This window comes from Leifsonia sp. Root227 (assembly GCF_001428745.1).
In the GTDB taxonomy this organism is placed as follows: domain Bacteria; phylum Actinomycetota; class Actinomycetes; order Actinomycetales; family Microbacteriaceae; genus Leifsonia.
Genome location: NZ_LMIO01000002.1, coordinates 851,543 through 864,864 on the forward strand (window position 1 = coordinate 851,543; position 13,322 = coordinate 864,864).

General features: G+C 69.3%; 16 protein-coding genes. 11 read left to right on the top strand and 5 right to left on the bottom strand.

Translation table 11 applies throughout. The annotated features are described in order from the left end of the window. The first annotated feature begins 10 nt into the window (after window positions 1-10). From ASE16_RS09000 to ASE16_RS09020, 5 genes are all read left to right on the top strand, one after another. The gene (locus ASE16_RS09000) at window positions 11-379 is read left to right on the top strand and encodes a VOC family protein (protein ID WP_055893852.1); all 369 of its coding nucleotides are present in this window, start codon (window positions 11-13) and stop codon (window positions 377-379) included. After that, a complete protein-coding gene (locus ASE16_RS09005) occupies window positions 376-813 on the top strand; it encodes a MarR family winged helix-turn-helix transcriptional regulator (protein ID WP_055893854.1) in 438 nt (145 codons plus the stop codon). Before ASE16_RS09000 ends, ASE16_RS09005 begins: the two co-directional genes overlap by 4 nt. A gap of 150 nt (window positions 814-963) precedes the next feature. Further along, the gene (locus ASE16_RS09010; protein ID WP_055893856.1) at window positions 964-1,614 is read left to right on the top strand and encodes a hypothetical protein; all 651 of its coding nucleotides are present in this window, start codon (window positions 964-966) and stop codon (window positions 1,612-1,614) included. Between the two features lie 45 nt (window positions 1,615-1,659). After that, entirely contained in the window at window positions 1,660-2,379 is a 720-nt protein-coding gene (locus ASE16_RS09015; protein WP_055893858.1) for a histidine phosphatase family protein, read from the top strand. Then, entirely contained in the window at window positions 2,366-3,250 is an 885-nt protein-coding gene (locus ASE16_RS09020; protein ID WP_055893860.1) for an NAD(P)H-hydrate dehydratase, read from the top strand. The genes ASE16_RS09015 and ASE16_RS09020 overlap by 14 nt, the downstream gene beginning before the upstream one ends. A 3-nt stretch (window positions 3,251-3,253) precedes the next feature. Here ASE16_RS09020 and ASE16_RS09025 read toward each other — a convergent pair whose 3' ends face one another. Both ASE16_RS09025 and ASE16_RS09030 read right to left on the bottom strand, forming a co-directional pair. Then, window positions 3,254-3,487, bottom strand: a complete 234-nt coding sequence (locus tag ASE16_RS09025) for a hypothetical protein (protein WP_055893862.1) — start codon at window positions 3,485-3,487, stop codon at window positions 3,254-3,256. 241 nt (window positions 3,488-3,728) lie between these two features. After that, window positions 3,729-4,448 (bottom strand): MBL fold metallo-hydrolase, encoded by a 720-nt coding sequence (locus ASE16_RS09030; protein WP_055893864.1) that lies wholly within the window; start codon window positions 4,446-4,448, stop codon window positions 3,729-3,731. 39 nt (window positions 4,449-4,487) lie between these two features. Here ASE16_RS09030 and ASE16_RS09035 point away from each other — a divergent pair, with 39 nt between their 5' ends. Next, window positions 4,488-5,051, top strand: coding sequence for a TetR/AcrR family transcriptional regulator (locus tag ASE16_RS09035; protein ID WP_055893867.1), 564 nt, complete (start codon window positions 4,488-4,490; stop codon window positions 5,049-5,051). Between the two features lie 182 nt (window positions 5,052-5,233). Continuing rightward, the gene (locus ASE16_RS09040) at window positions 5,234-5,863 is read left to right on the top strand and encodes an HdeD family acid-resistance protein (RefSeq protein ID WP_055893869.1); all 630 of its coding nucleotides are present in this window, start codon (window positions 5,234-5,236) and stop codon (window positions 5,861-5,863) included. Window positions 5,864-5,947: 84 nt separating this feature from the next. Here the strand turns inward: ASE16_RS09040 and ASE16_RS09045 are convergent, their stop codons facing one another. Both ASE16_RS09045 and ASE16_RS09050 read right to left on the bottom strand, forming a co-directional pair. Further along, the gene (locus ASE16_RS09045) at window positions 5,948-7,957 is read right to left on the bottom strand and encodes a S9 family peptidase (protein WP_055893870.1); all 2,010 of its coding nucleotides are present in this window, start codon (window positions 7,955-7,957) and stop codon (window positions 5,948-5,950) included. Beyond that, window positions 7,954-8,724 (bottom strand): SDR family oxidoreductase, encoded by a 771-nt coding sequence (locus ASE16_RS09050; protein ID WP_055893872.1) that lies wholly within the window; start codon window positions 8,722-8,724, stop codon window positions 7,954-7,956. Before ASE16_RS09050 ends, ASE16_RS09045 begins: the two co-directional genes overlap by 4 nt. Window positions 8,725-8,832: 108 nt before the next feature. Between ASE16_RS09050 and ASE16_RS09055 the strand changes: the two genes are divergently transcribed. From ASE16_RS09055 to ASE16_RS09070, 4 genes are all read left to right on the top strand, one after another. Continuing rightward, on the top strand, window positions 8,833-9,336 hold the full coding sequence (locus tag ASE16_RS09055; RefSeq protein ID WP_055893874.1) for an NfeD family protein: 504 nt from the start codon (window positions 8,833-8,835) through the stop codon (window positions 9,334-9,336). A 26-nt stretch (window positions 9,337-9,362) separates the two neighbouring features. Continuing rightward, on the top strand, window positions 9,363-10,523 hold the full coding sequence (locus tag ASE16_RS09060) for an SPFH domain-containing protein (protein ID WP_414843029.1): 1,161 nt from the start codon (window positions 9,363-9,365) through the stop codon (window positions 10,521-10,523). Beyond that, window positions 10,520-11,269, top strand: a complete 750-nt coding sequence (locus tag ASE16_RS09065; RefSeq protein ID WP_055893876.1) for a glycerophosphodiester phosphodiesterase family protein — start codon at window positions 10,520-10,522, stop codon at window positions 11,267-11,269. Before ASE16_RS09060 ends, ASE16_RS09065 begins: the two co-directional genes overlap by 4 nt. A gap of 98 nt (window positions 11,270-11,367) precedes the next feature. Beyond that, window positions 11,368-11,739, top strand: coding sequence for an RNA polymerase-binding protein RbpA (locus tag ASE16_RS09070; RefSeq protein ID WP_055894472.1), 372 nt, complete (start codon window positions 11,368-11,370; stop codon window positions 11,737-11,739). A 29-nt stretch (window positions 11,740-11,768) separates the two neighbouring features. Here the strand turns inward: ASE16_RS09070 and lnt are convergent, their stop codons facing one another. Beyond that, complete coding sequence (gene lnt / locus ASE16_RS09075) at window positions 11,769-13,295, bottom strand: apolipoprotein N-acyltransferase (RefSeq protein ID WP_055893878.1); 1,527 nt, start codon at window positions 13,293-13,295, stop codon at window positions 11,769-11,771. Between the last annotated feature and the right edge of the window lie 27 nt (window positions 13,296-13,322).

Sequence of the window (13,322 nt, forward strand, 5' to 3'; positions counted from 1 at the left end):
TCATGCCACTATGACCTCTGCTCCTGTGACTTCTGGTCCGACCCTTCATCGCATCGTCCTCTCGGCCGCGTCGCTGGCCGCCGCCGTCGCCCTGTACGGCGGGGTGCTCGGGCTCTGCGTCGAACGCCGGAGCGACGGATTCGCGTGGCTGCGCACCGCGGACGGCACCGAGCTCATGGTGCACGAGCGCCCGACAGAGTCATCGGATGCTGCGGTGGCGTTGACCTTCGCCGTGACCGGCCTCGACGCGGTCGTCGCAGACTGGGTCGGCGCCGGGGGAGCGGTGGTGGATGCACCTGCCGTCCAGCCGTGGGGCGAGCGCATGTCCGTCGTGCGCGACAGGGACGGCCACATCGTCTGCCTGGTCGAGCGACCGTGAACGTCGAGGGTGCGCACCTGACCGAACTCGTCGACGAGGTCTTCCGGCTCGCCGACGCGCTCACCAGGGCGGGCGACGACATCGTGGCGGGGGAAGGGCTGACCGCTGCGCGCTGGCTCACCCTCGGCGCCGTCGCTCACGGACCAGTGAGCGTCGCAGGGATCGCCCGTCGACGGGGGATGCGCAGGCAGTCCGCCGCCGAGGGCGTCGCCGCCCTGGAGCGAGCCGGCCTGGTGGCGCGCATCCAGGATCCTTCCGATGCCAGGGCGCCCCTCGTCGAGCTGACGGATCAGGGGAGGGCGACCCTCGAACGCATCCGCCCCCTGCGGACGGAGTGGGCAGAACGGACGGCTCGGTTTGCGGAGCCGGAGGAGCTGTCCGCGGCTCTCGAGGTGGCACGGCGATTGCGGGCGGAGCTGGAGCGGGGGCAGTGATGCGCGGCTGCTGCCCCTGGGCGGCGCTGCCGCGAGGTCGCTGGCGTTCGGAGACGCAGCGGCCGGTGTTACTGTTGCGGTCGGTCCAGGCCGCGCAGCGCGATCGTGGCCCGATCATTGAGCTCTGAACGGGGGAGAGGGAGGTAGCGCGTGCCAGTCCGCCGATCGCGTGACAGCTCCGGAGGGCCTGAAGAGACCATCCCCGCCGGCCTGTCGCGTCGCGGCTGGCTTCTGCTCGTCGCGATCACCGCCGGCATCGGTGTCGTGCTCCTGGTGGTCGGGGTCGTCGCGACGGGCATCCCGGGCAGCGGCGCACGAGCGGCTACGTCACCAACACCCGCGGCTCTCGCACCGCACACGTTCGATCCGGGCTCGGCGCCGACTCCGCTCGGCCTGCCGCCGCGTCCCACTACGACACATGTCGCCACCGTCCCTGCCGTACCCGTCGCATCCATCAGCCGCGGCGACTGCCTTCAGACCTACGACTCGAAGTGGGCGGACGGCTACCCGGTGATCGACTGCTCCCAGCAGCACATCGCACAGCTCCTGACGAAAGGCGAGCTGCCGCAGCCCGCCGGGTCGGCGTTCCCTGGCACGGCCGCACTCGACTCCCAGATCAGCGACCTCTGCGAGCCGTTCCTGAACTGGCACTGGGTCGCCATCTGGGGCGAAGACGTCCAGCTGGACCTGCGCTACCCGGACACGGATGCGACGTGGGCGACGGGCGACCGCACGTACTACTGCATCGTGTACACGTTCTCCCGCCACGAGCTCACCGGGAGCGCGCTGGCCGGTGAGTGACCCGGGCGACGGACAGCCGTCGACACGCGGCGTACACTCCGGGCCATGACCGCCGCGAAGATCATCCTCGTCCGCCACGGCGAGAGCATAGCCAACGTGGCCGCGACTGCTGCCGAGGCTGCCGGAGCGGAGGTGATCGACGTCACAGCGCGTGACGCCGACGTGCCGCTCTCCGCACTCGGCGAGCAGCAGGCCGCGGCATTGCGACCACGCCTCGACGCCGAACTCGGCGTTGACGGGTATGGTGCGCGGGTGTGGAGCTCGCCGTATCTGCGTGCGGTGAGCACGGCCCACCTGGCGCTGGGTGACCGCCCGTTCCTCACCGACGAGCGCCTCCGGGACCGCGAACTGGGCATCCTGGATGCACTCACCGCTCGCGGTGTGGATGCTCGGCTGCCCGATGAGGCAGCCCGCCGAAGGTGGCTCGGCAAGTTCTACTACCGGCCACCGGGAGGGGAGGCATGGACGGACGTGGCGCTTCGCCTGCGATCCTTCGTGTCGGAGCTCGCTGCCTCCGATGGTCGCACCGTGCTGCTGTTCACCCACGATGCGGTGGTCAGCCTGTTCCTCTATATCCTCCTCGGCTGGACGGAGGCGCAGCTGAACGACTTCCTCATCGACAGAGTGGTCGGCAATGCCACGGTGACCACGCTCGTCGCGGATGGAGCTGGCTGGCAGGTTGAGTCATTCTCGGACGACGCCCATCTGGAGGCGGCTGGTCTCCCGACCACAGAGCATCCAGGAGCAGCCCGTGTCACCGAGTAACCCTGCGCCCGTCGAAGTCGATGCCAGCCTGCTGCGCGGCTGGCCTCTTCCTGAGCCCGGCGAGTCGAAACGGTCACGCGGTGAGCTCGTGGTGGTCGGGGGAGCGGCCAGGTCGCCCGGCGCTGCGCTGCTGGCAGGGACAGCGGCCCTCCGCGTCGGCGCCGGACGGCTCACGCTGGCGATCGGGGAGTTCTCTGCCACTGCAGCGGCCGTCGCCTTTCCGGAGTGCGGGGTCGTGCCGCTGCGGGAGCGCGGTGGGCGCGGCAGGGGCAGCGGTAGCGTCCTTGGCCGGTCGATCGACTCTGCCGCCTCAGATCTGGGCTCGGCGGACGCGGTGCTGCTCGGCCCCGGCCTGGACGACATCCGGGAGACGAAGATCATGCTGCGGCGCCTGGATGGTTCCGTCGGGCGGGACGCCACGATCGTGCTCGACGCGTACGCCCTCGGCGCCCTCGCCGGGACGCCGCGCCACGGCGGAGGACGGCGCATCCTCACCCCGAACAAGGAGGAGGCTGCGGTGCTGCTCGGTCGGCCGCTGCGCGACGATCGCGCAGACATCGCGGCGATCGCCCAACGCTACCGCGCTGTGGTGACCTGCCACGGCGTCGTCGCCGATCAGGACGGCGGCGTCTATCTCATCGCCGAGGGCGGGCCGGGTCTCGGCACGTCCGGGAGCGGGGATGCGCTGGCCGGCGCCATCGCGGGTCTCTCCGCGCGCGGCTCTACGCCGATCCAGGCGGCGGTGTGGGGGACCTTCCTGCACTCGGCGGCGGGGGAGTCGCTCGCTCGCACCATTGCGCCGCTGGGGTTCCTCGCGAGCGAGATCGTCGACCGGCTGCCGTACGAGCTGGATGCGGTGGCGGGCGCGTAGCCTTCAGTCAGCCGTCCCACTCGAGAAGCGCGGGTTCCCTGGACCGTGGAGGCGGCGGGTCGCTGGGTCGACCCAGTTGCCGGAGCCGGTGGCCCGGTGCCAGCGCTTGTGGAACGCGAGATCGGTTCCCTCGGCTTCGACGACGGCGGCACCGCACAGATCACAGATGCGCAGGATGACGATGTCACCGTTCGCGGTTGTAATCGAGACGGTGTCCGCCGGGAATGCGACGCCCATCGTGTTTCTCCTCGCTCTGCAACCAATCGTCGCGGTCAGGTTCCGAGACTGCCATCAGACTAGGCGATGCGCACTGTTCAGGGGACCGGTGACGTGACGCTCGCTCCTGCGGCGGGGCGAATCGAGAGGACGCCACACAAAACGCGTTCTGACATAATGTGCATTATCAGCTGTAAGACGCGAGGCTTTCAAGCGCCGGTTCGGCCAGTCGACCGGAGTGCTTTCCGTCGACCTGGTCCGCCTAGCCTCGCTTCTCGGCCTCTCGATACGCCGTGACCAATGCCGGTGCGCCTTTCGTCCACGCTGGTCCGTGGCCGGGGATCACGAAGTCGACGTCGAGGGTGGCGAGCTTCTCGAGCGAGACGGACGATTCCGCCTGGTCGTCGGTGAACGGCGCAGGCTGCGGTCCCGCCTCGCCGGTCAGCACGCTCCGTGTCGTGAGCTCGTCACCCACGAACACCGCCCGCACCGCAGGAACGTGGATCGCGACGCTCCCGGGCGAATGACCGGGCATCGCGATGATGACCGGCGCGCCCGGCAGCTCGAGAACCTCGCCGTCCGAGACCGGCACGACCTCCTTGACAGCGGGCATACGCACACCGCCCTTGCGAATCGCGTACGCGAAGAAGCCGAGCACCGGGCCGAGCCTGCGGCGATCCTTCGGCGGCGAAGGAGGCTTCTCCCCCATCGCCCGCGCCGCATCGCCCGCACCGACATAGACCGGGATGCCGAGCTCCTCACGCAGGCGCTCGGCGAAGCCGGTGTGGTCGCTGTCCCCGTGCGTCAGGACGATGCCCTTGATGTCGGACAGCGGACGCCCCAGGGCGGCGAGCTCCTTCTTCAGGTCGTTGTAGTGGCCGGGAAGCCCCGTGTCGACGAGGGTCATTCCCTCGTCAGTCACGATGAGATGGACGGCGATGATGTCGTTGCCGATACGGCGAAGACCGGGTGCGAGTTCCATGATGGCTATGCTAGTTAGCTATGGAGAGGAGATGCAAGCATGCCGACCCCCGAGAAGACCTCGCTCGCTGCGATCGTGGCCGCGGGGCGTGAACTCATCGAGCGCAGCGGTCTGGACGGTCTCACCATGCAGGCGGTCGCCCAGCGCGTCGGAGTGCGCGCCCCATCCCTGTACAAACGGGTTCGCGATCGGCGCGAGCTGCTGGCGCTCGTCGTCGCGGCCACCCTCGACGACCTGACCGATCGCATCGCCGCGACGGGCGACGAGCCGCATCCCACCCGACGGCTCATGGCGCAGGCGGATGCTCTTCGCCTGTTCGCGCACGAGCATCCCGTGGGCTTCGGCCTCGTCTTCGCCGCCCACGGCACACCGCGGCCGGAGCCGACGGCCGTGGCGCGCAGCGCAGCCCCGCTGCTCGACGCCGTGGCTGGCCTCACCGGGCCGGAACACGCCCTGGAGGGTGCGCGTCTCGTCACGGCGTGGGCGAACGGGTTCATCACCATGGAGCTCGGCGGGATGTTCGGCCTCGGCGGCGACGTCGAGCGCGCCTGGCGATGGGGGCTCGCCCGGATCGTCGCGTCGCTCACCGCAGTCGACCCGTGATCGGCGCCGGAACGTCGATCGTTCGGGCTGGCCGCACCGCCCGCGTTCCGTCGATCCCCCGTTCGCCGCGGCGGCTGCGGCACAGAAACGCCGTCATACGCCCCTGGGCGCCGCCGCCGGAGCGATAGGGTCAGCAGCAGAGCCGCAGCATGACGCGGCACCGAAGGATCAAGGGGATCATCATGTCGACACCAGGCTCCACCTCAGCTCCGTTCCAGGAGTTCGCCCTCAACGCTGCGGACCTCACCCGCGGCGCCATCAACGGCGTGCGCGCCGCCCTCGGCATCAGCGGCGCTGTAGCGGTCATCCTCGGCGTTGTTCTGCTGTTCTGGCCGGTGAAGACGCTCGCGGTGGTCGCGTTCTTCCTCGGGATCTACTTCATCGTCGCCGGCGTCATGCGGCTGGCCATCGGCATCTTCAGCAAGGGGATCACCGGCGGCATCCGTGCGATGCACATCGTGTTCGGCGCACTGCTCGTCTTCGCCGGCATCATCGCCCTCAAGAACGTGACCGTCGCCGCCGCGACGCTCGTGATCCTCGCCATCGCGTTCGTCGGCGTCGCGTGGATCATCGAGGGCATCATGTCCATCGCGGAGGCAGGCCGGGCCGCGTCGTCCGGCTGGGCGATCACCTTCGGCGTCATCAGCATCCTGGCCGGCATCGTTGTGCTGTTCCTCCCGGCGTCGTCAGCTCTGTTCCTGTTGATCTTCGCCGCGATCGCGCTGATCGTGCTCGGCATAATCGGCATCGTCCGCGCCTTCACGTTCGGCAAGGACGTGCTCGCGGCCACGTCGGCGCCCGCCGCCGCCTGATCGGTTCACCCACAGCGAAGGGCCCCGCGCGAGCGGGGCCCTTCGTCGTTCCGTTCCGTAACGGACGGCTCCGTACCGGTCGGCTCAGCCGCGATTCTGCGCGCTCGGCAGGTGCCGCGCCCACCAGTCGAGGATCGCGTCGAAGCGCTGGGCGCGGTGGCGAGGACGCCCTCCGCGGCTCAGCTCGTGGTCCTCTCCTGGGAAGATGAGCAGCTCCGCATCCACCCCGTTGCGCTTGAGCGCAGCGTAGTAGCGCTCCGCCTGGCCGAGCGGGCAGCGCAGGTCGTTGGCCGAGTGCAGCACCAGCGTCGGGGTGCGGACGTCGCCGACCACCGCCTGCGGGCTCTGCGACCGCATCAGCTCCGGATCGGTGCCGACGTACTCGTCGCCGAAGAAGCTGCCGATGTCGCTCGTGCCGACGAACCCCTCCGGATCGAGGAAACCGCGCTCCACGATGGCTGCCGCGAAACGGTGCTCGTGCGCAATGGTCCACGCCGTGAGGTAGCCGCCGTACGACCCGCCCATGATGCCGACCCTGGAGGCGTCGAAGCTCGCGTTCTCCGCGAGCGCCCCGTCGAGGAAGTCGAGCACATCGGTCAGGTCCACGGTGCCCATCGCCTGGCGGATCACGCGCCCGTGCTCCTGGCCGTACCCGGCCGAGCCGCGCGGGTTGCACATCACGACCGCGTAGCCGGCGGCCGCGTACACCTGAGCCTCGTCGAACAGGCTGCCGGTGTACGCCGCGAACGGCCCTCCGTGGATGTTCAGCAGCACGGGATGCGGTCCATCCCCCTCCGGCGCGACCACCCAGCCGTGCACGGGATAGCCGTCCCGCGCCGTCACGGTCAGCTCCCGGATCGGGAGCACGCCTGCCGAACGCAGCTCAGCCGAGAAGTCGGTGAGCTTACGCAGTGCTCCGTCCCCGCCTGCGTCCCCGACGATGGCGACCTCGCCAGCCGTCTCCGCGTCCGCCACCGACGCCACGACCACGTCTCCGGCCACGGCGACTCCCCCGACCACGGTCGCCGGATCGGTCAGGCGGCGCAGCTCACCGCTCGACGTCACGGCCGTGAGCACGAGCGCTCCCCTGCTGCGGTCGGTCACCAGTACGGAGTCGTCCTGGTATGCCACGATGGCACTCTCGGTGAGGTCGACCGTCTCCGGGTCGGTGAGGCGCCTCGGCGCATCGCCCTGCTGGTCGATGGCGTAGAGCGCGGTGTTGCGGCCGACGAAGTCCCTGCCGCTCTCCCCCACGTCCTGCGCAGAGAAGTAGAGCACGCCGTTCAGGCCGTACGCCAGGTCGACGATGGAGAAGCTGCCGTGCTCCGACGTGACGTCGCGCGGGTCGCCCGATCCGTCAGCAGCGAGCAGGAACACGCTGGAGCGCAGGTCGTCGTCGCGGCTCTCGTGGCGGGCGGAGACGAACGCGATCGTCGCGCCGTCCGGCGAGAACGCGATGGAGCCGTCGTCCCAGTCCCCCGTCGTCACCTGCCGGGGCTCCTCGATTAGCGGGGTGGATGCGGTGGTCCCGTCGGTTTCCGGCGCCGCCTTCGGCACCGGCTCGCCCCACACGTCCGGCACAGGGACGCTGAACACGTGTGCGCGACGGTCGTTCGTGTACCCGAGGCCGTTTGCCTGATATTTCAGAGTGTGGATGTGGCGAGGCGGCTCGGCGTTCGCCTCCAGCCCGTCCACGGTGCCGTAGCGACCCTGCTCCGGCTCGCGGCTGACGAACGCCAGCGAGCGCGCATCCGGAGCCCAGGCGAACTCGGACACGCCGAGCTTCCTGTCCGTGACCTGCACTGGCTCTCCTCCCGCCGCATCCACCACGTAGAGCTGCGGGGCGGCCTTCGGAGCGGAACGCAGGAACGCGATCAGCCGTCCGTCCGGCGAGAACCGCGGAGCGGTGTCGCGGAAGCCGCGGGTGAACCGCTTGGGAGCTGCGTGCCCGGTGAGCGGCACGGTCCAGAGCTGACCGACCGTCGCGTCGGCCTCCAGCGACGGATGCGTGACCGACACAACGGCGCGCGTTCCGCCCGGATGCACGGTGGGCGTCGAGACGCCCGTCAGCAGCCCGAGGTCGGCGGCCTTCATTCGGCGACCGGCACGAAGTCGGAGACGTCGCCGACCAGGCGCGTGTGATCGGCCGGGATGGGGTCGACCACCGCCTGCGCGATCTCGGCAGCGAACTCGCTCACGTTGTAGAGCTTGCCTGCCGCCTCCTTGCGCGCGTCGATCGCGCCGGGGTTCAGCCGGTTGAGCAGGGTCGCCGTGATGGTGCCCTCGATCATGTCGCCGGAAACGACGACGAACTCGACGCCCTTCTCGGTCAGCGCCGGGATGAGCGCGCGCAGGGCGTCCTCTCCGGCGCGCTTGCTGATGGCGACGGCCTCGTACTCCGGCATCGTAGGCGTGGTGTTGATGAAGTGTGCCTGGTGGCTCGTCACGAACACGACGCGCGACCCGGCGTCGAGCAGCGGAAGCGCGGCGGTCAGCGTGTTGACCTGCGCGTCGCGGTTCAGCTGCATCGCGTAGTCCTCCGCCATGCCGGACTCCATGCCGCCTGAGGCGTTCAGCACCAGGATGTCGAGGCCGCCCCACTCGGAGCGGACGGTGTCGAACATCCCGGCGACGGACGCGGGATCGGTGAGGTCGGCGCCGACCGTGATCGCCGTGCCTCCCGCCTCCCTGATGCTGTCCGCGAGCTTGACGGCGCGGGCCTCCTTGTTGCGGAAGTTGATGACGACACTGGCACCGGCGGCGGCGAGGTACTGGGCAGTGTCTGCACCGATTCCGCGAGACGAACCGGTGATGAGCGCGCGCTTCCCTGCGAGGGAACCAGCTGCGAGAGGGTTGGACACGAAGACTCCTAGAAAGATGGGTTTCTCGTCCCTGAGACTACCAAGTGGGTTCCGCGCCGCCGGTTCGCCACCTGCTACGGTCGGAGTACGACAGTGAAGGGAGTCGCCGTGGACATCGCATCCTTCGCCTGGATCGTCTGGCTCGTCCTCATCCTCGTGTTCATCATCATCGAGATGCTGACGCTCGACTTCGTCTTCCTGATGATCGCCGTCGGAAGCGTCGGCGGTCTCGTCTCCGGCCTGGTCGGCGCGCCGTGGTGGCTGCAGCTCCTCATCGCCGCCGCGCTCTCCGTCATCCTCATCTTCTTCATCCGGCCTCCTCTCCTGCACGCGCTCAAACGCGGCGGCGATCCGGCGAAGAGCAATGTGGATGCGCTGATCGGCATGTCCGGCACCGTCGTCGACACCGTCTCGCGCACGACCGGTCAGGTCAAGCTGGCGGTCGGGGAGACCTGGACGGCGCGCCTCGCGACCGGCCTCACGTCAGGACCGCCGCAGCTGGTCCCCGGCGAGCACGTCGTCGTCGTCTCGATCGAGGGGGCGACCGCCGTCGTGGCGCCCGCCCCTGTCTCGGCGGGCGCTGACGACTTCACAGAAAGGAGCGCGTCGTGACAGACGCCAGCCAATTGGTCGTGGGAATCGTGGTGACGGTCATCATCGTCATCATCGTGGTCTTCGTCCTGGTCACCCTGTTCCGGGCGATCCGCATCATCCCGCAGGCACGCGCCGGTGTGGTGGAGCGCCTGGGCAAGTACCACAAGACCCTGAACCCAGGACTCAACGTGGTGGTGCCGTTCGTCGACAAGGTGCGGCCGCTCCTCGACATGCGGGAGCAGGTGGTGTCGTTTCCGCCGCAGCCGGTCATCACCGAGGACAACCTGGTCGTGTCGATCGACACGGTCGTCTACTTCCAGGTGACGGATGCGCGGGCCGCCACCTACGAGATCGCCAACTACCTCGGCGCGGTCGAGCAGCTCACCACCACGACGCTCCGTAACGTGGTCGGCGGCCTCAACCTCGAAGAGGCGCTCACCAGCCGAGACAACATCAACGGCCAGCTCCGCATCGTGCTCGACGAAGCCACCGGCAAGTGGGGCATCCGAGTGTCGCGCGTCGAGCTGAAGGCGATCGACCCGCCCCTCTCCATCCAGGACTCGATGGAGAAGCAGATGCGCGCAGAGCGTGACCGCCGAGCGGTCATCCTCACCGCAGAGGGCACGAAGCAGTCCGAGATCCTCAACGCGGAGGGAATGCGGCAGGCCGCCATCCTCAAGGCCGAGGGTGACGCGAAGGCCGCGGTGCTCCGAGCGGAGGGCGAGGCGAAGGCGATCACGACGGTCTTCGGCGCCATCCATCAGGGGAACCCGGACAACATGCTGCTGGCGTACCAGTACCTGCAGACGCTGCCGAAGCTGGCGGAGGGTCCGGCGAACAAGCTGTGGATCATCCCGAGCGAGCTCACGCAGGCGCTGCAGGGCATCGGGAAGGCGTTCGGAGACAAGGGGATCCCCGGCGTGCCCGGCTCCCCTGCGATCCCCGATCCTGCCGTCGCCGAAGCAGCGGAGGCCGCCCAGGCCGAAGCTGCAGCGGCCGCCGAGGACGCACATGCCGAGGTCGCCGCTGCGCTGGAGGCGGCAGCCGCCGCCGCAGCCCAGGCAGCGCCGGGCGCACCGGGCGTCGGCATCCCCGACGCCGGGATCCCCGAGGTGGACATCCCCGAGGTGGACATTCCCGACGTGCCGGACGCCAGCGCTCCGACCGCAGAGGAGCCGCCCGGAGAGCAGACTCCACCGGCGTGACGTACCTGAGCGGTCCTCTCCCCCGGATCATCGCCCACCGGGGCCTCGCCATCGAGGCCCCGGAGAACACCCTCCTTGCGTTCCTGCGCGCGCTGAACGCCGGAGCGACGCACCTCGAGACGGATGTGCACGCGAGCGCGGACGGCGTCGCCGTGATCAGCCACGACCCGGATCTGACGCGGGTAGCAGGGCGTTCCGTGCGCGTCGATCAGCTGACGATCGCCGAGCTGCGGCGCATCCAGCTGGGCGACGGCCAGACGTTCTGCTCGCTCACGGAGGCGCTCGACGCCTTCCCTCAGGCACGGTTCAACATCGACATCAAGGACACGGCGTCCGCTGCCCCGGCGGCGGCTGCGATCCTCAAGGCCAGTGCGACCGATCGCGTGCTCATCACGAGCTTCGACGAGAAGCGCAGGAGGGCAGCTGTGGATGCGCTCCCCGGCGTCGCCAGCTCCGCCTCTGTCAGCCGGTTCCTCCCCGCCATCGCGGCGGCGAAGGCCGGTTCCGTCTCCGCCGTGCGCCGCGCGCTCCGCGGTCTCGTGGCCGTGCAGGTCCCAGAGCGGCAGAGTGGCGTGCGACTCGTTTCGCGGCGCACCGTGCGCATCCTGCACGCCGCCGGGGTGGAGGTGCACGTCTGGACGGTGAACGATCCGGCGGACATGACACGCCTACTGGATCTCGGAGTCGACGGGCTGGTCACGGACCGCTGCGATGCACTGAAAGCGCTGGTCGACGCACGAATCTGACCTGAGAGGGCCCTGAGAGTACGTCCTCGACGGAAAGAGAACCCCCAGCTTGTGGGTTTATAACTGTGCAGTACGCGCGCACAGAGGAGAACCACACAATGGCAGATCGCAGTTTGCGCGGAATGAGGCTTGGCGCCCAGAGCTTACAGAGCGAAGAAGGCGTCGTGTACTCCCCGCGTTCCCGTTACATTTACCTTTGCCCCGAATGCGGTAAGGAGACCGACATGGTCTTCTCCGCCGAGGCCGATGCACCCCAGACCTGGGAGTGCAAGCACTGCGGCCACGAGGCCACCCTGCTGGTCGGCGACACCCCCGTCGAGGTCGACCGCTCGGACGTGAAGGTGCCCCGCAGCCACTGGGACATGCTGCTCGAACGTCGCACCCGCGACGAGCTCGAGGAGCTCCTGGAGGAGCGGCTCACCTACCTGCGCTCTCGCCGCGGCACCGGCGAGCACAAGATCGGCGCCTGACCGCCACGTCACGCCAGGCCGTTCTCACCTCACCGGTGAGGGCGGCCTTTTCTCTGCGCTCCGAAGGCGACGAGGAGGCCGAAGAGGCCGAGCCCGGCGACGAGGAACTCGATGCCCCGGCTGAGCAGCGTCGCGGGCGTGGTGGTCGTGCCGAGCGGCACGTCCGCGACCATGTGGCCCGGCTTGAACGGCGGGATCTCCGCGATCGTGCGCCCGCTCGGGCCGATGATCTGGCTGCTCCCGACCGTGGAGATGTTCACCAGTGAGCGGCCGGACTCGATCGCCCGCAACCTGGCGATGGCGAGCTGCTGCTCGTTCTCGTCCGTCTGCCCGAAGTCGGCGTTGTTCGTCTGGGCGAGGATGACCTGTGCGCCGCCCTGCATCATGTCGGTGAGCAGCTGGTCGTCGACGATGTCGAAGCAGATCGAGATGCCGGCGCGCATGCCGTTCACGTCGAACACGTTGTCCCTGGTGCCCGGCGTGTAGTCGCGGCCGATCAGGTCGATCAGGTCGGGCGCGAACGGCCGCCAGAACGCCCGGTCCGGCACGTACTCGCCGAACGGCACCGGATGCTTCTTGTCGTAGTAGTCGACCGCGCCCTGACCGCTCTTCCAGAGCAGCGAGGTGTTGAAGAACTTGTCGTCGCGGGCGGTGATCGTGCCGACGATGAACGGGGCGTCCATCCGCTTGCTGAGCGCATCCAGGATGGCCGCCGTCTGCGGATCGCGCGTCGGGTCCGGCTGGGCAGCTCCCTCCGGCCAGACGACCATGTCGGCCTTCTCGTCCTCGATCTTCTCCGTCTCGGCGATCTGCGAGTTGAGCACCGCATCCGGTGGCGCGTTGTCGAAGTAGCCGGCAGGGCCGTTGCCCTGCACGGCAGCGATCCTGGTCGTTCCGTGCGTCGTCGCCGGCCAGGCAGGAACGACGAGCACGACGGCGATCGCGCCCACCGCGATGGATGCACGCCACGCGCCGCGCAGGTCCACCTCCACGCACACCTGGATCAGCAGCGCGACCAGCCACACCATCACGAAGCTCAGCCCGGAGATGCCCAGCCACGCCGCCAGCGGCGCGAACGGGCTCTCCGACTGCGACTCGGCGACCCTTCCCCAGGAGAACCCGCCGTACGGCCAGTTGCCGGACACGTACTCGCGCAGCGTCCACAGGCCGCCGACGATCACCGGCAGCAGCCCGAGGCGGCCGAGTCTGGTCGGCCAGGCGCGCGGCACCCAGCGATACGCGAGAGCGATGAGCATCCCGCCCAGGCCGTAGAAGATCGCCTCCAGGGTGGACAGCGCCACCCACGGCAGCGGCCCAAGGTACAGCGCCGTCCAGGCCACGTGGAACAGGAAGAACGACTCTCCAGCCAGCCAGGCGACCAGGAAGGCGGACCCGGCGCGTCGTCCGCGCACCGCGAGCAGCACCATCGCGATGCCGACGAAGGTGAGCGGCCACCAGCTGCGGTCTGGGAATCCCGCATCCAGCACGGGCCCAGCCCCCGCCGCGAGGAGGAGTGCGAGCCAGAGGGGCAGCACGGCGCGCGGGGTGGGGGTCACGAGTGGAGAGCTTAGAGGACGCCGTTC

Excerpts from the sequence above, each read along its gene's own strand:
- ASE16_RS09000 (WP_055893852.1), top strand. The coding sequence starts at position 11 with ATGACCTCTGCTCCTGTGACTTCTGGTCCGACCCTTCATCGCATCGTC.
- ASE16_RS09015 (WP_055893858.1), top strand. The coding sequence starts at position 1,660 with ATGACCGCCGCGAAGATCATCCTCGTCCGCCACGGCGAGAGCATAGCC.
- ASE16_RS09025 (WP_055893862.1), bottom strand. The coding sequence starts at position 3,487 with ATGGGCGTCGCATTCCCGGCGGACACCGTCTCGATTACAACCGCGAAC.
- ASE16_RS09030 (WP_055893864.1), bottom strand. The coding sequence starts at position 4,448 with ATGGAACTCGCACCCGGTCTTCGCCGTATCGGCAACGACATCATCGCC.
- ASE16_RS09035 (WP_055893867.1), top strand. The coding sequence starts at position 4,488 with ATGCCGACCCCCGAGAAGACCTCGCTCGCTGCGATCGTGGCCGCGGGG.
- ASE16_RS09040 (WP_055893869.1), top strand. The coding sequence starts at position 5,234 with ATGTCGACACCAGGCTCCACCTCAGCTCCGTTCCAGGAGTTCGCCCTC.
- ASE16_RS09045 (WP_055893870.1), bottom strand. The coding sequence starts at position 7,957 with ATGAAGGCCGCCGACCTCGGGCTGCTGACGGGCGTCTCGACGCCCACC.
- ASE16_RS09070 (WP_055894472.1), top strand. The coding sequence starts at position 11,368 with ATGGCAGATCGCAGTTTGCGCGGAATGAGGCTTGGCGCCCAGAGCTTA.